Annotated in this window: 17 protein-coding genes and 2 pseudogenes; 7 read left to right on the plus strand and 12 right to left on the minus strand. The window is 64.6% G+C overall.

What is annotated here, in order from left to right; genetic code table 11:
* Window positions 1-1,685: 1,685 nt before the first annotated feature.
* Together W7S_RS27545 and W7S_RS12140 are read left to right on the plus strand one after the other, a co-directional pair.
* A pseudogene (locus W7S_RS27545) lies at window positions 1,686-1,790 on the plus strand (GMC oxidoreductase); the annotation flags it as partial.
* A gap of 132 nt (window positions 1,791-1,922) precedes the next feature.
* On the plus strand, window positions 1,923-2,750 hold the full coding sequence (locus W7S_RS12140) for a DUF1906 domain-containing protein (RefSeq protein ID WP_008256524.1): 828 nt from the start codon (window positions 1,923-1,925) through the stop codon (window positions 2,748-2,750).
* 359 nt (window positions 2,751-3,109) lie between these two features.
* Here the strand turns inward: W7S_RS12140 and W7S_RS12145 are convergent, their stop codons facing one another.
* The 3 genes and pseudogenes from W7S_RS12145 to istA all read right to left on the minus strand — a co-directional run.
* Window positions 3,110-3,349 (minus strand): hypothetical protein, encoded by a 240-nt coding sequence (locus W7S_RS12145; RefSeq protein WP_014382512.1) that lies wholly within the window; start codon window positions 3,347-3,349, stop codon window positions 3,110-3,112.
* 640 nt (window positions 3,350-3,989) lie between these two features.
* Window positions 3,990-4,730 carry an ATP-binding protein gene (locus tag W7S_RS27155; protein ID WP_238535852.1) on the minus strand — a complete coding sequence of 247 codons (741 nt, stop codon included), beginning with the start codon at window positions 4,728-4,730 and terminating at the stop codon, window positions 3,990-3,992.
* A 72-nt stretch (window positions 4,731-4,802) separates the two neighbouring features.
* Window positions 4,803-6,353: pseudogene (istA, locus tag W7S_RS27845) on the minus strand (IS21 family transposase); the annotation flags it as partial.
* 212 nt (window positions 6,354-6,565) lie between these two features.
* Between istA and W7S_RS12160 the strand changes: the two are divergent.
* Complete coding sequence (locus W7S_RS12160; protein ID WP_008256532.1) at window positions 6,566-7,261, plus strand: aminoglycoside phosphotransferase family protein; 696 nt, start codon at window positions 6,566-6,568, stop codon at window positions 7,259-7,261.
* Window positions 7,262-7,441: 180 nt separating this feature from the next.
* Here the strand turns inward: W7S_RS12160 and W7S_RS12165 are convergent, their stop codons facing one another.
* The 8 genes from W7S_RS12165 to W7S_RS12200 all read right to left on the minus strand — a co-directional run bounded on the left by W7S_RS12165 (window position 7,442) and on the right by W7S_RS12200 (window position 13,522).
* The gene (locus tag W7S_RS12165) at window positions 7,442-8,050 is read right to left on the minus strand and encodes an LGFP repeat-containing protein (RefSeq protein WP_008256546.1); all 609 of its coding nucleotides are present in this window, start codon (window positions 8,048-8,050) and stop codon (window positions 7,442-7,444) included.
* Window positions 8,051-8,168: 118 nt separating this feature from the next.
* Entirely contained in the window at window positions 8,169-8,858 is a 690-nt protein-coding gene (locus W7S_RS12170; protein WP_008256548.1) for a type 1 glutamine amidotransferase domain-containing protein, read from the minus strand.
* Window positions 8,855-9,811 (minus strand): SAM-dependent methyltransferase, encoded by a 957-nt coding sequence (locus W7S_RS12175; protein ID WP_036428858.1) that lies wholly within the window; start codon window positions 9,809-9,811, stop codon window positions 8,855-8,857. The genes W7S_RS12170 and W7S_RS12175 overlap by 4 nt, the downstream gene beginning before the upstream one ends.
* Before the next feature lie 145 nt (window positions 9,812-9,956).
* The gene (locus W7S_RS26215) at window positions 9,957-10,385 is read right to left on the minus strand and encodes a cellulose-binding domain-containing protein (RefSeq protein ID WP_080588015.1); all 429 of its coding nucleotides are present in this window, start codon (window positions 10,383-10,385) and stop codon (window positions 9,957-9,959) included.
* 118 nt (window positions 10,386-10,503) lie between these two features.
* Window positions 10,504-10,893, minus strand: coding sequence for a hypothetical protein (locus W7S_RS12185; RefSeq protein ID WP_008256554.1), 390 nt, complete (start codon window positions 10,891-10,893; stop codon window positions 10,504-10,506).
* Window positions 10,890-11,681 carry an SDR family oxidoreductase gene (locus W7S_RS12190; protein WP_008256555.1) on the minus strand — a complete coding sequence of 264 codons (792 nt, stop codon included), beginning with the start codon at window positions 11,679-11,681 and terminating at the stop codon, window positions 10,890-10,892. Before W7S_RS12190 ends, W7S_RS12185 begins: the two co-directional genes overlap by 4 nt.
* Window positions 11,682-11,684: 3 nt before the next feature.
* Window positions 11,685-12,593: an RNA polymerase sigma-70 factor gene (locus W7S_RS12195; protein ID WP_008256557.1), complete on the minus strand. Its 909-nt coding sequence runs from the start codon at window positions 12,591-12,593 to the stop codon at window positions 11,685-11,687.
* 119 nt (window positions 12,594-12,712) lie between these two features.
* Window positions 12,713-13,522, minus strand: a complete 810-nt coding sequence (locus W7S_RS12200) for a PPOX class F420-dependent oxidoreductase (protein WP_008256558.1) — start codon at window positions 13,520-13,522, stop codon at window positions 12,713-12,715.
* Between the two features lie 174 nt (window positions 13,523-13,696).
* On the opposite strand from W7S_RS12200, the gene W7S_RS12205 reads away from it, so the two are divergent.
* Entirely contained in the window at window positions 13,697-14,404 is a 708-nt protein-coding gene (locus tag W7S_RS12205; protein ID WP_008256559.1) for a DUF899 family protein, read from the plus strand.
* Window positions 14,401-14,877: an SRPBCC family protein gene (locus W7S_RS12210; RefSeq protein ID WP_008256560.1), complete on the plus strand. Its 477-nt coding sequence runs from the start codon at window positions 14,401-14,403 to the stop codon at window positions 14,875-14,877. Before W7S_RS12205 ends, W7S_RS12210 begins: the two co-directional genes overlap by 4 nt.
* A 36-nt stretch (window positions 14,878-14,913) precedes the next feature.
* Here the strand turns inward: W7S_RS12210 and W7S_RS12215 are convergent, their stop codons facing one another.
* A complete protein-coding gene (locus tag W7S_RS12215) occupies window positions 14,914-15,552 on the minus strand; it encodes a maleylpyruvate isomerase family mycothiol-dependent enzyme (protein WP_008256561.1) in 639 nt (212 codons plus the stop codon).
* A gap of 479 nt (window positions 15,553-16,031) precedes the next feature.
* Between W7S_RS12215 and W7S_RS12220 the strand changes: the two genes are divergently transcribed.
* On the plus strand, window positions 16,032-16,790 hold the full coding sequence (locus tag W7S_RS12220; RefSeq protein WP_014380107.1) for a TetR/AcrR family transcriptional regulator C-terminal domain-containing protein: 759 nt from the start codon (window positions 16,032-16,034) through the stop codon (window positions 16,788-16,790).
* A gap of 187 nt (window positions 16,791-16,977) precedes the next feature.
* Complete coding sequence (locus W7S_RS12225) at window positions 16,978-17,727, plus strand: cutinase family protein (protein ID WP_036455759.1); 750 nt, start codon at window positions 16,978-16,980, stop codon at window positions 17,725-17,727.
* Window positions 17,728-17,735 lie beyond the last annotated feature (8 nt).

Consider the following 17,735-nt stretch of genomic DNA (forward strand, 5'->3'; position numbering starts at 1 on the left):
TGGGGAAGGGGATACGGTGGTCGGGTGCGGTCTGTAGCGCGACCCGGTGTCTCTTCTCCGCCATATCCTTACACTGTCTCGTGGTGATCGGAGTCTCGTGGAGCTCTCTGCGCCCGACGAAGGAGTCGTAAGCCGAGCCGGCCACGATGTGATCGCAGTAGCGCTTACCGCCTTGCATAATCGTCACCGTGACGAATCGGGCGGGTCGGGGATTCCCACCCACCTCGCGGGGGCCCGGAAGCCGCTGCGTAAAAGTGCGAGGTAGTGATTGCGAGGCCGCCGGATTGGGTAGTCGGTTTACACTCACGCCCAGCTAAAGTCTGGACGCCTGAGATGGGAGGGCTCGATGAGTGTGTTCGTTCGTCGCGTCGTGTGCACCGTGGCGGTGGCATTAGGACCAATGGCCTACGTGGCGGCGGTATCGTCCGGCGTGGCCTCCGCCCAGCCCCCGGATTGCGGTGCCGGCAACTGGTGGAACCCGGGGGCCAATGCGTGCCAGCCGGTGGCACCGCCGCCCCCTGATTGCGGTCCTGGCAATTGGTGGAATCCCGGGGCCAATGCGTGCCAGCCGACGGCACCCCCTGATTGCGGTCCGGGCAACTGGTGGAACCCGGGGGCCAATGCGTGCCAGCCAGTGGCGCCCCCGCCGCCGGAGTAGCGCCTCGTACGTACCCTCGCCGAGCGCGGCGAGGTGGGATCGGGGCCGTAGCGCGTCCGCGCCCAGCATCGGACCCGCATTGGCCGCACATTGGTGCGGGCCTTATGTGCCGCCGCCACAACGCAATTCGTCACTGTGACGTAATGATGGCGGTAAAGGCCCGGTCAGGCGAGCGAGGCCGAGGATCACTCAATGGGCTGCGCGCGATGTCGTGCGGAAGCGCTCGATCAGACGATCACAAGAGTTGGTTCATTCGCGCGACTGGCGCGTACCCACGCGACAGATTTGCCAACTGAGCGTTCTCGGCTTGCTGCCATGGAAGGCAGTGGACAAGGGTTACTGGACTCGTTTTAGCCCCGACGCGGGCGCGCTAGCCGCCTTGCGCCGGTGAGCATTATGCCGATAAGCGACATTATGTCGGGTAATCGGGAGAAGGCTCCACTCTCGGACGTTGCCATCAGTATCGGTGTCCTGCGGCATGAGTTGGGCATGACATTGACACCGTCAGACTTGGAGTTGATCCGCTGCTCTCCCGTTAATGGGTGCGGACAACTCAAACCCTGAGCAGTACCACGCCCTTCGAGCCGAGCAAGGCTATCGTTGCGGCATTTGCGGTATCAGTGAGGCGGACGTTGATCTCACAGGGTTGGCGGCCGTCCGCGCGCTGATGGTCTGCTCAAGGTTCCGTTCGCCGTAGAGGCGCGAAGCTGCGTCGGGCTAACCCGCCAAAAGGAGATCATCATGCCCGTCGGCCGCGTCTTTGTCGACCGGGTCGTGCGCGGCGATTGCGGTCGTCATATCAGCCCCCGGGACGCCGATAGGCGTTAATGGACGGTCGAAGCTTCGGCTTTCTCGTATATCCGAAGATACGAGCGCGAGATCACGATTGCGGTAACGGTCCTTAGCGACCACAGCACAGTCGTGCTCCTGCACTGCGCGGCGAGCAGGGTGACCCGCGGTGAAGTTGCCATCGTGACTAAAGACCCTCCCTGCTGCGGCGCGGGACGGATATGCACCAATCCAATATGGATGTTTACCGGCCGATGCTTCGGCTATGCCCACCATCACTTCCGGCAACACCAACGCGCCGACCATGCGCATCGCCGAGCGCGCAGCGCGGGCGATCGTCGGTAGGTCGTTCTCCCGCATGTCCTTTCGCGGTTATAGCCGAACGATCACCGCTTGGTATCTATTTGGGCATGCAACCGCGTTTCGACTGGCGCAGCACTATCGGTAACAACAGTCACATGTTTAACCTTGCGCCGTGCGCAATTTGCCCTCTGCCGCCACCGATGTGCCATTGCGCACTGTCTCCCGGCGCGACGCGCTGCGCTACGCCGCCACGTTGGCCGGTCTGGGTGCCGCATCGGTAGCTTGCGGCATGCCGACAGCGACTGCCGCCGCTCCCCCTCAGCTGATCGACTTTGCCGCACACCAGATTCCGGCGCAGCAGATCCGGGCTGCCGGCTATAGCGGGGTGGTCAACTACGTCTCGTTGTCACGTCCCGGCTCCTCGTTCGGCGCCAAGCCCATCACTCGGTCCTACGCCGACTCACTGACAGCCGCGGGTTTGGTGATTGTCAGTAACTACCAATACGGCAAGCCGGGCGGGTCGACACCGTCAGACTTCACGCGGGGCTACGCGGGCGGCGTCGCGGATGCGCGCACCGCCTGGCGTTTGCACACCGCGGCAGGCGGCGGCCAGAGTGCGCCGATTTTCTTCACCATCGACGAGGACATCAACCGCAACACCTGGATTCACACCGCGCTGCCGTGGTTTCGCGGAATCAACTCAGTTCTTGGGGTTCAGCGCACCGGGGTCTACGGAGGTGTCAGGGTCTGCCAGTGGGCCGCGGCCGATGGCGTTATCGGGTCTTCGAGCACACCTGGCCGCCGGTGGGCCTGGCAAACTCGAGCCTGGTCCGGTGATCAGGTCCACCCCGCCGCTGTTCTCTACCAGCGCGTCGTGAGCACCGCGTCCAATCCCGGGCCGAAGGTCGGCGGATTCGAAGTGGACGTCAACGACGTCCTGGCCCCCGACTGCGGCCAGTGGAACCTCCATGCGGGTCGTCCAAGCGGCGACGTGCGATAAGGTGTTGCCGCCACTTCCGGCAATACCAACGCGCCGCTCATGCTCGTCGCAGAGCACGCAGCGCGAGCGTCCATGGAATAAGTCGGTTAAGCGCCGACATCAACGATGTTGCGGTGCAATCTGACCCAGGGCTGGCGTGGGCTTATGCGCCAGACGGCAGAACTACGCCGGGTTCATCTGATGAATCAGGCCCGCTGGAGGCCGTGCTCACCGAGGAGGATCTGAGGCAACCAGCTCGCGAATCTAATCCCGTGTGCACACTGCACCACCAGCTTTTGCATGGTGGAATGTGCCCATATGCAACCGCTGAAAAGCGCCTCACCCTGTGTGCGGGTTGACTGATCAGTGAGCTCCGGTCGCTAACTCATCGTCAAGGCCGTGCCCACGGCGACGCTGATCACCACCATGAGGGACACCCAAATCACCGTAATCGACACGCCCACGATCTCTTCTTCCGTGAGGCGCCAACGCGGTTCGTCGACAAGAGCGGTTTCCCTTAGGGGCGCAACCGCGTTGATTGCTGCGACCGCCAAGAGAAGATCGTTCGCGTCGTCCGCATCCTTCTCGATTGCCTCAAGCGCGGCGATTGCGGTCGTCATATGAACCCCCAGGATTGCGGTCGCCAACAGGCGTTATCTCGTATACCCACGGTAAGAGTGCGAGATCAAGATTGCGGCAACGCTCCTTAACGGTCGCAGCACAACCTCCCCGCTCCAGGAACAATGGACCATGCGCAACGCCCGTCCCCTCGAAATCGCGCTCGGCATTGCGCTGGCCACTCGGCGATTCTGAAGGCATGACATCGGGACTGGCGCCTGAATACGACGGATTCGAATATGCAGTGTTACCGGTAATCCGGACGGTTCCGCTATCGCACGTCGCGATTAGCCTTGGTGGCCTGAGGCAAGCTTTGGCTATGACATCGACTCCCTCTGGTGTGGAATTAATCCGCCTGAGGTGATCGACGGCTCGGCCCGTTCGACAGGATAAGGCGGATGCCGCCGTACGGATTCGACATTGATGATGAGTTGCACGATCAGTTGCGTGCTCCAGTTCCACCGGGCGTACTGGCATGGGTTGAGCGCCAGACAAAATGTCAGGTCATTGCGCAGCGGCCGTTGGAAGGCGGCCAGTTGTCGCCTGCCAGGGTGATGGGACCTCTGGTTTGCCATGAGCATGGGACCGGGTTGTTCCGGTTGTAGGCCGTGTGTTGATAGTGGCCGAAGGGGTGGTTGCCGGTCAATCCGACGCAGTCGGAGAGGCCGGCTTTCGGTTCCCTGGCTTCTGGCGTTGCCGATAGGACTCGCCTTCGACGACGAGTTCGTAGGCCGCTGATTGCAGCCGGTCCATCGCGGATTGGGCCAGCAGCGGGTCGGCCATCATGGTCAGGATCTCGGGTGGTTCGCGGTTGCTGGTGATGACGGTCGATGCGGCGCGGTGGCGTTCGACGATGATCTCGTAGAAGTCGGTCGTCTCGGTGGCCTCCAGACGGTGCAGCGCGAGGTCATCGATTATCAGCAGTTCGACGCGGTGCAGTTTGCGCATCTCGTCTTCGTAGCTGCCGTCCAGGCGTGCCCCCCGAAGGCGTTTGAACATTTTGTCGGCCCGTTCGATGTGCACGCTGTGATGCCGGCGTACCGCGATGTGACCTAATGCGTTGGCCAGGAACGTCTTTCCCACTCCTACCGGTCCCATGACGAGCACGTTGTAGGCGTCGGCGAGGAACCGCAGTGAGGTCAGCTCGGCCCATAGTTGTTGATCGAAAGCCACGGCGGCGGAGTCATCCCAGGCCTGCAGCTGCATGGCCGGATCGAGATGGGCAGCCTTGGCGCGGCGGGTCGCGGATTCGCGGTCGCGGCGGGTGACCTCATCTGCGAACAACAGTTCCAGGAAGTCGTGGTGTGGTAGCCGGTTGGTACGGGCCAGCGCCAGCCGTTCGGGCAGCGTGTCGAGCAGCTGGCCGAGTTTGAGGCGGCGCATCAACGCTTTGAGCTCGCCGGACACCTCGATCGGCTTGACCGCCGGCGTGGCGTCGGGGCGCTGTGGGCTCGATGAAGGCCTCCGCACCGCGAAATCAGAGCTTTCTCGGACAAACCGCGACGCTGCCCCGGGCGGTTTCGGTAGCAGGGGCAGTTGTTCACCGCCGCCGCGGGTCAAGATCCGCTCGATCAGCCCGACGTCGATCACCTCGGCGTCCAGGGCACGCCGGCACGCGTCGTCGACCTCCTCGGCGCCGTGGCGGCGCACCAGCCCCAGCAGCCGGTAGACCTGACGCATCTTGGTCCACGGCAGCGGATGCTCGAGCACCGCTGCCGCGTAGGTGCCGACATGGGTGCCCTGGGCGGCTGCCTTGCGCTGCAGGGCATTCAGATCACGCATCGCATAGACCGAGACCTCAGAGGGAAGATCGGCCGGATCAGTATGGCGGCGACCCGGGGCCACGACCGGATGCACCTTGATCAGCTCACCACGCCAATAGAGCTTGACCGAGTGTGCATCAGCACGGGCCTCGATGCGCTTGCCGACCAGCTCTCCGGGCACGCTGTAGAGGGCTTTGGCGACCTGGACGTGGCGGTCCGGGGCCACTTTCGGGCGCGTCCAGATCGGAACGTCGAAGGCGGTGTCGGGTACGGGCCCTAGTGCGGGCAGCTCATCGCCGATGAACACCTCGGCCGGCCGCAGGCGGGTGGTGCCGTGAATGCGCATACCGGCGGTCTGAGCGCACCAATGTTCGGCGCGGCTGCGACAGTCATTGAGATCCCGAAAGTCCTCTCCGGCAAAGAAATTCGATCGCACATACTGCACCATGCGTTCCACCCGCGGCTTATCTTTCGGGCTGCGCACCCGCGCCGGGTCGACCGCAAACCCACGAGCCTGCGCATACTCGCGGAACGCATCGTTGAGCCGAGGCTCGGTCGCATGCGCGGTGGTGACGATGGCTTTCATGTTGTCAGGGATCACCACCGCGAACACCCCGCCGAAGAACGCCCACGCCGCCTCGAACCCGGCGATCACATCGTTCAGGGTCTGGCGGTAGGTGGGCCAGACGAACATGTGCCGCGAATACGCCGCGGTAAAGATCAACCCCTGCACGACTCGGCGCCGACCATCGCTGGCGTCGGTGAGCATCCCGAGGCGGCCGAAGTCGACCTGCACCTCCGCACCCGGTTCGCAGTCGGCCACCGGCACCGTGGCTTGACGGCGTCCGAAATCCAATTCGGTTGTGACGTAACGATTCAGCGTCCGATAGGACACCACCACACCGCGGCGCCCAAGCAGCGTGTGGATCTTGGTCAGCGTCAATCCGTCTTTGAGCCAGGCCTTGATCTGCTCATGCTCTGCAGCGATCGTCTCCCACGCCAGGCTCTTGCCGCTGGGCCGGTGCGTACGCACTCCGGCAATCACCGCCGCGATCAACTCATCAGTGAGCTGACCGTCTCCGCCATCGCGGTCCAGCCCACTGGCACGGGCTCGGTCGACGTAGCGTCGCACCGTTTTGCGGTCGGTGCCCGACAGCCGGGCCACCTCCCGCAACCCCAACCCCTGCAGCCACAGCCGCAGCATCTCCACGATCTCGATCACCGACACCTCCCGGTAGCTCATCAGGCCAATACAGCGGCCCAACAACCGGAAGAACCCGACACCACGCCGGGTGGTCCCATAACTGGCAAACCAGCCAGTCGAGTGGTCCCATCAATGGCAAACAGGTGGTCCCATGCTCATGGCAAAACCAGCTCTGAAGTGGTCCCATTCACCTGGCAGCCGACAGCCAGTCCGCGGCGATTCACCGTCTTGTTCTCGATAACCGAAGCGCTGTGATCCTGCAGCGATTCGTCTTGGACTGGATCCGCGACGAGCCGTGGGCTCCTGCGAACGAGGTACTGATCTTAGGTCTTTTGGCCGACACATCGGTTCCAGCGCCGAAGGTGATTGCCGCCGACCCGCACGGACAGGACACCGGTGTGCCCACCGTATTGATGACCGCACTGCCAGGCGCCGTCGTGTGGGACCCACCAGAGCTAGACCCATGGCTGGACGCCGTCATCGACGTCATGATGACGATTCATGCCATACCGGCGCCGCAACAGTTACGCCGGTGGGAGCCTTACCCGCCGGAGAACGCCCCACCGACGTGGACCCGCTACCGGTGGGCATGGGAACGCGCCGTCACCACGTACCATGACGTGCGCCCAAGCAGCGACCGTGTGTTCTTACACCGCGATTTTCATCCCGGCAACATCTTGTGGCAGCAAGGCAAAATATCCGGACTTGTCGACTGGGTCTCGTCGTGCGCCGGACCCGTCCAGGAGGATATCGCCCACTTCCGCGTGAACCTGGCCATGCACCACGGACAAGCCGTCGCAGATCGCTTCCTGCGGCACTGGATGCACGCCAGCGGCCAGTTTGAATACCACCCCACCTGGGATCTACTAACTGCGGTGTCCATGGGCGGCGACGAACCCAACCACCAACTCGACGAATTCATCGCAGCCGCCGCCAACCGCCTCTGACCGCGTTTCCTGATCAACGCCTCCCGCCGACGCGATCACCGCCACAACGCAATGTCGGGGAAGCGGGAAACAGATCACCCATCCACAGGAATTGACAATTCCTCAGCAGGGGGTGTTTCAGATCAACATTCGTCTGTTGGCGCCAGACGACGACCCGTGACTGGGAGTTGGGGCCGCGGGCTACAGCCCGGATGGTACGACGTTGCCGTTTACCGTCACTTCGACCTGGCCGGTCTTCGGGTTGTACTCGATTTTGCCGTGCTCGAAGTTCGATACAAGCAGATCGCCAACGGTGTTCACGTCGCTGGTCGGAAAGCCCAGCGGTCCCGCCGACCCGTTATTGCCGGTGATCGCGGGCGCGCCGTTCGGGTCGCGCGGAACATTCCATGCCTCCCGGATCTTGCCCGTGGTGATAAACGCGGGTGTACCGACCGCGTCGTTCCTGGCGGTGATCACGCCGCCCTGGAACTGCTGAAATACCAAGCCGCTCTCCCGTTTTCCCGCGTTGCGGTCACCCGTCAGCGGTTTGCCGAGGGCCTGCTTCTGATCCTGGGTTGCCGACGAGTACTTGGCGGCGATCGGGCCGGTCAGGATCACCTCGACGTTGCCCTCACCGATGAGCTTCACCTCCGCGGGCGGCGCTGGAGTCTTAGACGTGGTGGTGGCGTTCACCCCTGCGTGAGGCGGTGCCGACGCGTCGACGCTCTTGCCATTGCCGCAGCCCACAGCAATCAGTGCGACGGCGGCCAGGCCGGCGACTGCCGCGTGGCGGTATGCGATCGTTCTCATGAGCTTCCTCTCGCGTCTTCCTGAGGCAGGCGGTCGCGGTCGTCGTGGCTCCGAACGAACTTACCCGCGGTCATCGACGGCGAGCCAGGGCACCTAACGGAGGATCACCGCAGCTTTGTCAGCTGCCCAGCACCGAGACGATCTTCTTGGCGGTAGCCTTGGCCGATCCCGGATTCTGGCCTGTGACCAGCCGCCCATCGACAACGACGTGCGAGGCGAAGGGAATCAGACCCTTAACGTAGCGGGCGCCGCGCTTCTTGATTTCCGCTTCGGCGTTATAAGGCACCAGCTTGTTGACCCGGGCCAGGACCTCCTCCGACCAGGCGAACCCGGTGAGCTTGCGCCCGGCAACCAAGAGCGATCCGTCCGACAGCTTGGTGTTGAGCAGGCCGCAGTAGCCGTGGCAGACCGAGGACACGACTCCCCCGTGCTCGAAGATCTCGCGCGTGATGCGTTGCAGGCCTTCGCTATCCGGGAAGTCATACATGACCGCGTGGCCGCCGGTGAAGTAAATCGCGTCATAGGCCGTCGAGTCGATCTCATCGGGTGCGGCGGTGCGGGCCAGCAGCGCCATCTTCGTATCGTCGGCCTTCCAGGCCTTGGCGCTCTTGCCGAAACTGGGGAACTTCAACGAGCGCGGCTCCAGCGGTGAAGCGCCGCCTTTCGGGCTGACGATCGTCTGTTCGTAACCCGCTTCGGCGAAGACGTCATAGGCGTGCGTCAACTCGGAGAGCCACAGCCCGGTCGGCTCGGCGGGGTCGTCGTAATGGGCGACGTTGGAGACGACGTTGAGGATGCGCTTGGTCATCCTCCCAGGATTCCACTTATAGCCCGCCCTGTGCCCAGCGTCGACGTGTAGTAGGTGACACCGTTCATCGTTTGTCGATTGTCGTCGGTCTGTGGGATCGGCCCCAACTCGTGGTCCGCGAGCAGTCGACCCATTGGAGTTGCGACCGATGTCCAGCCGCGCGCGTCGAGGTACGCGCCGACGTCGTGGCGCTCGCCCTCGAACTCGATCACGGTGAAGTCGGGTTCAAAGCCGTGCCGGCGCCACTTGGCGGTCGCCGCCTGCATGCGTTCGTGGGCCGCGTCGGGGTCCATGTCGGCCGTATTCGGGACGGCCTCGGTGCCGAGTCGACTTCCTGGCGCGCTGAGCGCGGTGACGGTGTCGAGCAGCTGGTCCTGGGCCCCGGGTGCCAGGTAGCCAAACAGCCCCTCGGCGATCCACGCCGAAGCTCTGTTGGGCTCGAAGCCCGCCGCGTTCAGCGCCGTCGGCCAATCCTGGCGCAGGTCGGTCGCGACGGGGCGCACGTCGGCTTTGGGTTCGGCGCCAAGACTGGTCAGCGTCGTTGTCTTGAACTCGATGACGGCCGGTTGATCGATCTCGAACACCGTCATCCCTCCGGGCCACCCCAACCGATACGCGCGGGTATCCAGGCCCGAGGCGAGGATGACGGCCTGGCGGATGCCAGCCGCGGCGGCATCCGCAAAGAATTCGTCGAAGTACCGTGTGCGCGCCGCGATCGACGCGGGCATCTGTGCCAGGCCCCACGGGCTGCCCTCCACGTCGACATCCGACGCGGACAGCTCACCGGTAGCCCAGCGGGTCAGAAAGGTCACGCCGACCGCGCGGACCAACGGCTCGGCGAAGGGATCGTTGATGTCACCATTGGCGGTCGCTATGGCCCGCGCCGCGGCCGCCATCGTCGCCGTGGTTCCTACGCTGGTGGCGGGATCCCACGATCCCTTCGTTGGTGGCATTCTCTACCTCCGAAGTTTTTGGCTACGTAGTGCGTTGCGCTGCGCTCGGAGGCAACGAACTCGCCGCTGCACGGCAAGAAGCGCATCGGCGCCCGGCTTGGGCCGGTGGGCCCCGGAGCGGCACAGGCTCAGTGCACCGTCGGCGCTAAGTGCAAGGATATTGCCCGTTGAGCACGCAATTCACCGGTGGTGAGTAGGTACCGCTCAGCACGCCCCTGAAACCACCTGTGGCCGAACTACCGGGCGCAATGACGCGATTCCAATTCGCGGGAGTGAGCACATGGTGCGTGCCAGTCTGCGTGACGGTGCTGTTCCACGCGTGCAAGACGGATTCGCCCGCCGGCAAGTCGAATTCGAGTTTCCAATCGTTCAGCGGCGCCATGCTCGAGTTGGTGACGGTGAAGTGGGCGATGAAACCGCTCTGCCACGAATGGGACACCGATAACGTTGCCGTGGCAGCGGCCGCGTGAGCTGCCGGCGTGATGGCGAGTCCGAGTATGACAACCATCAAGGCCGCCACGGCCGCGTGAAGCGCTGTGCGCCAGCGCTTCACGCAATTGTCCACTCCCGCCATACCAGCAACACTAAAGCCGCAGAGGCGACATCGGGCCTCGCATCGCGGGTAAGCCGCAGTACCTTTGCCCAACCGAAACCGTCATGAAATCTAGCCTTGATCCGTCCCCGGACTCCCCTTAGTCGCGCCCTCGGGTGAGGATCAGCAACCCGGTCGGCAGCGTGGCGATCGCGAGGGTTGTGGTCTGCGCAACCGCGGCCGTCGTCGTGACGTTCTCGAGGTGTGTGACGTGGAAGACCAAGTGCGGGACTGCGAACAGCAGGTAGGCGCCCAGTGCGACCCGGACCAAGCGTCGTTCCATCGTCATCGCGGCGGCGACGACGACGAGTGCCAGCGCGAGGTTCATCGCGCCGTAATCGCGCATGAGGTGTTCGGAGTAGGGCGGGATGCGATCGACCCACGGGACATAGTCGTAAAAGGCCCGAGGAGCCAGCGTCGCGACGAGCCCGACCGCGACTTCCACGAATGCCAAAAACCACAGTCCGCCGCGCAGCACGGGGCTGGTCATCGTCGCCTCAAGTAAGCGCGGATGGCGTCGCGGTACGGCAGCCGGCCGGCGGCTTGCTGTTCTTCGAGGTATTGCTCGAACGTGATCGTGCCGGCGGTGTGCTCGGGGGTCAGCAGCCCGCCGCCACGAATCCCACCAAATACCTTGCCGGGCAATCGGATCGGGACCATGGGACGACGCCTACCGGCAATCGCCAGGTAGCTGCGGGCGAGATCGTCGAGCGTACGCGCCTGTGGACCCCCGAAATCTGGTGCGCGCCCGATCGGCTCGCCGAGGGCCAAACCCGCCAACCGTTCGCCCACGTCGCGCACGTCGACCGGTTGGAATTTCAGGCCTGACGGCAGCGCCATGACCGGCGGTTTCGCGAGCACGCGCAATACGAAAGCGATCAGGTCGTGAAACTGCGTCGCCCGCAGCACCGTCCATGGCACGCCCGACTCGGCGATCGTGCGTTCGTTGGCGAGCATTCTGCGGTAGAAGGCGAAGGGAACGCGATCGATCCCGACGATGGAGACGTACAGCAGATGCGCTGAACCCGCCCGTTTGGCAGCCGCGACCAGGTTCTCGGTGGGATAGACGCAGTGCACGATCGTGTCGACGCCGTCCAGCGCAGCATCGAGCCCAGCACCGGTCTGCACGTCCCCCACGACATGTTCGACGTCCGCGCGTTGGTTCGGGCGCCGTCCGCGGCTCAGGACCCGGACGTCCTTGCCCGCGGCCGTCAGCTGGTCGACGACGACGCGGCCTACAGTTCCGGTGCCGCCGGTTACGAGTACACAGTTCGTCACGTCTTATGAACCGGATGGCGCCACCGGATGTGACAACTGCTTGGCAAGAAAGCGCAATTTGTCCGGATTGGCCAAGACCCGCAGCGCCGCTATCTGGTCCCCGGCGATGTCGAAGCACAGGACGCCGGCCAGCGTGTCGCCGTCGAACGCCAGCATCGCGGGCTCGCCGTTGATCTCGGCGACGTCGAGACGCGGACCCGCCTGCGCCAGGTTCCTGCCGAACACGCGCGCCACATAGCGGGCCGTCCGATCGCGGCCCGAGACGACGCGCCGGGCGGCCGCCACCTTGCCGCCGCCATCGGCCGTCGACGTCACGGTGTCGGTCAAGATTTCGACGAGTCCGTCCACGTCGCCGGCTCGGGCGGCGGTAAAGAACCGTTCGACGAGGCGCCGCCACTGCGCCCGGTCCGGTTGGAAGCGCCGCCGGGGCTCACCCAGCCGCTGGCGCGCCCGCCGGTACAGCTGGCGGGCATTGGCTTCCGAGGTTTCCAGGATCTCGGCGATCTCGAAATGGCTGTAGGCGAACGCTTCTCGGAGCACGAACGCCGCACGCTCGGTGGGCCCGAGTCGCTCCATCAGGCTCAGCAGCGCGATCGATACCGACTCGCGCTGTTCGGCGGTCTCGAGCGGCCCGAGCGTCCGGTCGTCGGTGAGAACGGGTTCGGGAAGCCACGGGCCGGGGTAGACCTCCCGGCGGGCGCGGGCCGACGTGAGCCGGGTGAGGCACAGGTTCGTGACGGCCGTGGTGAGCCAGGCCGGCAGCGATTCGATGGCCTCCGCATCAGCGCGGTGCAGGCGCAGGTACGCGTCCTGCACGGCGTCTTCCGCCTCGCTCGCCGACCCCAACAGCCGGTATGCCAACCCGAACAGACGCGGCCGCTGAGACTCGAAATCCCGCACGACATCGCTCACCCGTGCAAGCCTGCCACCGGTGCGCGCGGATCAGAATCGCTGAGAAACCTCGCCCGATATCTCGACCGCGGTGGCACGTTGACGAGTGGCGTTGCTGAACCTGGAAGCGCGACGTTGGGCTACTCGAATCGAGACGACGGGGTCAGCTCCGCGTGGACCGTGCGACCGAACTTGGACCGCATCAAGCGATGCGCCGACGGGACCAGGACGCCGTGCAGGAAGGGATACTTCTGCCGCAGCAGGCGCCCCACCTGCCGATACTCATCTCCGTCGAGCAAGCGCACGACGCCAGGTTGCACGGGTCCCGTCGGCTTGCCCGACCCCGTGGACGGCCCGAATTCGACGGTTGGGTTACGCCGGATCCGGCGGATCTTGACCGCTTGCTCGAAACTCCGGAAGTAGGCGCGATCGCCGTCCACGACGATGCTGACGGGGCTCGAGCCGGGGGTGCCGTCCTTGCGAAAGGTGATCAGCCGGATCGTCTTCTGGCGCACCAATGGCGCCAACGTCTGGCTGGTGGCCATGGGAACGCTGCCCAGTACGTAGCCCAGTTGATGTAGCCGCAGCACGAACGCCGCGACCAGGGCCACCGATACCGCACCGAGCGCCCACGCTTGGGCGGGCGAACCTCCCAGGTCAAGGTCCATCACGTGGTTCACGGTATGCACGGTGTTGGCCACAATGAACCCCGCGAGGGCGACAGCCAGAGCGTCCGCCCAGATCAGGGCGAGCAGCAGCGTGATTCCCAGGCCTATCTGGAACGCGCCCACGTCGTGCAGAAAGTGCTGGTGCTCGCCAAACCCGACGGCACGGGCGAATGAGGGCGGATCGAGCACACACCAGATCCCGATGCCGGTGGTGACCGTCCCGACAAAGGCCGTCACCGCGATCAGGTATGCCCGCGCAATGCCACTCAAGCGCTTCATCATGCCGCCTCTCCCACAATTGGCTTGTCTGTTCCTCATTCGCTAGACGGGACGGGGCGGCAACATGTGACATCGCTAGCGGCGGCATCGACGGGCCGCCCATCCCTACCGATGAATCCCGGGCGCTCCGGCAGTCAGTCCTTCCAGACGAACAAATCGAGAGCGAAGGTAGATGCCATGCCCCCCGAAACCGCGGCCTTGCCGCCTGTGGTCGATCACCGAACCTGGCGCGCCGAACTCGACAAACTGCGCAAACGTGAGAAGGCCGCCACCCGCGAGCTGGATGCGATCGCCGCGCAGCGCCGCCGACTGCCGATGGTCGAGTTGCCCGACTACATTCTGATCGGTGCCGACGGGCCCATCCGCCTGGTCGACGTGTTCGACGGTCGCGCCCAGCTCATCGTCTACCACCACATGTGGTCGGACGGCGCGGAGTGGCAGTGCAGCGGGTGCACCGGCTTTACGTCACAGTTCACCCGGCTGGAGTTCCTCGACCGCTATGACGCCCGGTTCGTCGTTGTCACCAACGGACCGATCGAGGAAGCACTCGCCTACAAGCGCAAGGTCGGCAATCGCATGGATTGGTATTCGTCATCGCAGAGCCCCTTCGCCGCCGACATGGATGCGCCACCCGGCGGCGGTTTCGGCGTCAACGTGTTCCTACGCGACGGCGGCACCGTGTACCGCACGTGGCATACGAACGGGCGGGGCACCGAACAACTCAGTCACACCTTCGCGTTGATCGACGTCCTGCCATGGGGCCGCCAGGAGGAATGGCTCGATTCACCCGAAGGCTGGCCCTCGCGACCCACATACTCCGGATGGCTCGACTCCCCCGCTATCGCAGCCGCCTACGGCCCAGGGACAAACGAGGACAACGCATGAGCGCCAGCGATGAACGATACGTCGTCACCCGCACCATCGCCGCGACCCCGGCCGAGATTTTCGCTGTCCTCGTCGACCCAGCGCGCCACCAGGACACCGAGCCCACCGACTGGGTCCGCGACCCGGTCGACACTGCGCCGCTCACCGGCGCGGGACAGATGTTCGCGATGAACATGTACCTCACGCGGGCGGGAGGCGACTACGTCACGCACAATCTGGTCAACGTGTTCGACGAGAACCGTGTCATCGGGTGGATGCCGGGCGTGCTCGACGACGCGGGCGGGCATGTGCCCGGCGGGTGGTTCTGGCGTTACGAACTCGCCCCCAACGGCCACCGCACGGACGTCACCCTCACTTACGACTGGAGCGGCACGCCGCAGCACTTCCGAGAACGCGTTGGTGAAATGCCCATTTTCTCTGAGGATTACCTGGTCGCATCGCTGGCCGCTCTGGAGCGATGGGTCGCGGACTGATCACATCTCCCCTACCCGGCACCAATGCACCCATCGTCAAGCGGACAGCAGCCGTTGGCGCAGTACAGGCAGTCCGGGCCCATCGAGTTTGTCCAGCAGCGCGCTGCGGCCGCTGACGGCCATCATCAAAGCGGACGCGCGGCCCCGGATTTCGGCTCCCTTACGCCAGGATCGATCAATGTCGGTGCCGTGCAACGAGATGCCCCGCAGTCGGCCCAGCCGCACGAAGCCAACGGGCCATGGCCCAGTCAGGAAATCCAGCGCAAGCCCGACGCTTTCGGGATCGGGATCAAACGGGAGCCCGAGCGGAATGCTGATGTCGCCGCCGTGGATCAAGATATCGGTGAACGGAGCCACCGGCCCGATCACCGGCGGGCTCAAAGGGTGATCGGCGCACTGACGCAGGGTGGCAACGATTTCTGCGGCCGGCCGCTGCGCACGACGACGCGCGAGCTCATCAATCGCGCGGTTCAGGCTGCCGCGGCGCAGAGCCATCGTCATGGCCGGCGGGAGTCCATCAGCGACCGAGCAGGCGAGATGGGCGGCCACCGTCTTGACGTCCCAGCCGGCACACAGGCTTGGCGTTGCCAGCTGGGTGTCGTCCAACCCTTCGACCAGTGTCGCGATCCGGCGCCGCTCGTTCGCGACAGCGGCGAAGACACGCTCGCGGTCCACTCGCACGAGAAAAACTCTATCGCTGGGATGCGACCGCCGTAGCGGCTAAGAAGGATTTTAGCGCGCCTGGCGTGCATCGCCGTTGATGGCTAGTGGCACGAATCCGTCTGTGGCACCAAAGGTCTGGAGGGAACCAGGGGCCGTTACCGCAGCCGGAACCGCGGAGCAATCGTCAGGTCTCGTATAGACGGGAGCGGCGCCGACCGGGCGTTGAGAGGCGTCGACGTGATGTTGCTGCCGCGGTCGCGGACTTCGACGCTTATCGGGGCCGAGCGCGCCAGTCAGGGATCGCTGTCGGGTCGGCTTCCTTATCTACTGAGATGCCCGCAATCGCCCCTATTGCGATCGGTAGCAGCTGTAGAGTCGGCGATACAAAGAATTACCGAGGTGATCATCTCGCCGCATCTGGTCGACAAACACCACTTGTATAGGCCGAATCTTCGATGACACGTCACCGATCCAACGTAGGAGGCGATTCGGTGAACGGTGATGGCCGCGACCGCACACAGCGTGACATAGCCGATGCTGACCAGCAGGTGGTGACATCGGCTGATGGAGACGATGCTCCCCGGGGCGCGCGGTTGACCCGCGAAGTGGTTTTGGATACCGCCATCGCGCTCGTTGACCGCGACGGTCTGCCGCAGCTGACCATGCGTCGGCTGGGGGCGGCCTGCGGCGTGGAGGCGATGGCGCTGTACCGCCACGTTCACAGTCGCGGTGACCTGCTCACCGGCATCATTGACCGCATCGTTGATCGCCTCCACGCCGAACAACTTGCCGCGCGTCGTCAAGAGGACGGCTGGCAGGACTACTTGGTCCGCCTGGCGCATGGGGTACGCCAAATCGCCCTTGAACACCCGCAGATATTCCCGCTGTTGGCCACGCATGCGCCCGAAGCGCCATGGGTCCGCCCGCCGCTGCGCAGCCTGCGCTGGATGGAAACCTTCCTCGAGACGCTCTTCTCCTACGGCTTCGACGACGATGCGGCGGTGGCCGCCTACCGCGCCTACACCACGTTCCTGCTGGGCCAGTTGCTTCTGGAAGTGCACGCCCACGGCGCCGAGCTACATCCGGACGAGGCCATTCTCGACGGCGAACCACCGCGTCGGCATCTCACGGGCTACCCGTGCCTGCAGCGGTTACAACCGATGTTGTCCGAGGATCACAGCACCGCAGAGTTCGAAGAGGGACTCGAGTCGTTGCTCGATCGCATCGAACTTCTGATGGCTCGTCGCTAATAGGGCTGTCGCCGCCGACAACCCAACAATCGCGCCCACCTGTTTACAACGTAAGCCCTGCTGTTTACGCTGTAAACGACGCGGCGTGCTCGTCAGCCACCAGCAATGCGACTCTGGTCCGTTGCGGCCGAACGGTGCACTGCGGTTCCGGTCAGGCCCGAAACGACGAGGAATACGAAACGTGCGCGTGCATTTGGTCGTTGGATTTGTAGGTATTGCGCTGGCATCGGTGCTCCCGTCCGCCGCGGTTCCCCTCGCCGTCGCCCGGGGATGTCCCGATGTCGAGGTGGTGTTCGCACGCGGCACCGGTGAGCCACCGGGCGTGGGCCCGACGGGACAGGCGTTCGTTGACGCTGTGCGCTCGCGGGTGCGCGCCGGCTCGTTCGACGTGTACCCGGTTAACTACCCCGCCAGCGACCAGTGGGACACCGGCCTCGAGGGCATCAAAGACGCTGGCGCGCATGTGGTTTCCACGGCCAACGGATGCCCCAGGACCAAGATGGTGCTCGGCGGCTATTCGCAGGGCGCGGCCGTGATGGGCTTTGTCACCTCGGATGCGGTGCCCGAGGGCGTTGATCCCGCAACGGTACCGAAACCATTAGCACCTGAAGTGGCCGATCACGTCGCCGCGGTGGTGCTGTTCGGAATGCCCAATGTGCGGGCCATGAACTTCCTGGGTCAGCCGCCGGTGGTCATCGGACCGACGTATGCGGCCAAGACCATCAAGGTGTGCGTTCCCGAGGACCCGGTGTGCTCTGATGGCCTCAATTTCGCCGCGCACAACACCTATGCGGACAACAGCAGCATGATTGACCAGGGCGCAAATTTCGCCGCCGGGCGGCTTAATCAAGATGCCGGGAACCCCCCGATTCCCGGGCCGGCGCCTGTTAACCCACCACCCGCGCCGGGTGACTGGTCTGGAAACCCCACCGGCTGATGGCGCGG

The organism is Mycobacterium sp. MOTT36Y (assembly GCF_000262165.1).
Lineage (GTDB): Bacteria > Actinomycetota > Actinomycetes > Mycobacteriales > Mycobacteriaceae > Mycobacterium > Mycobacterium intracellulare.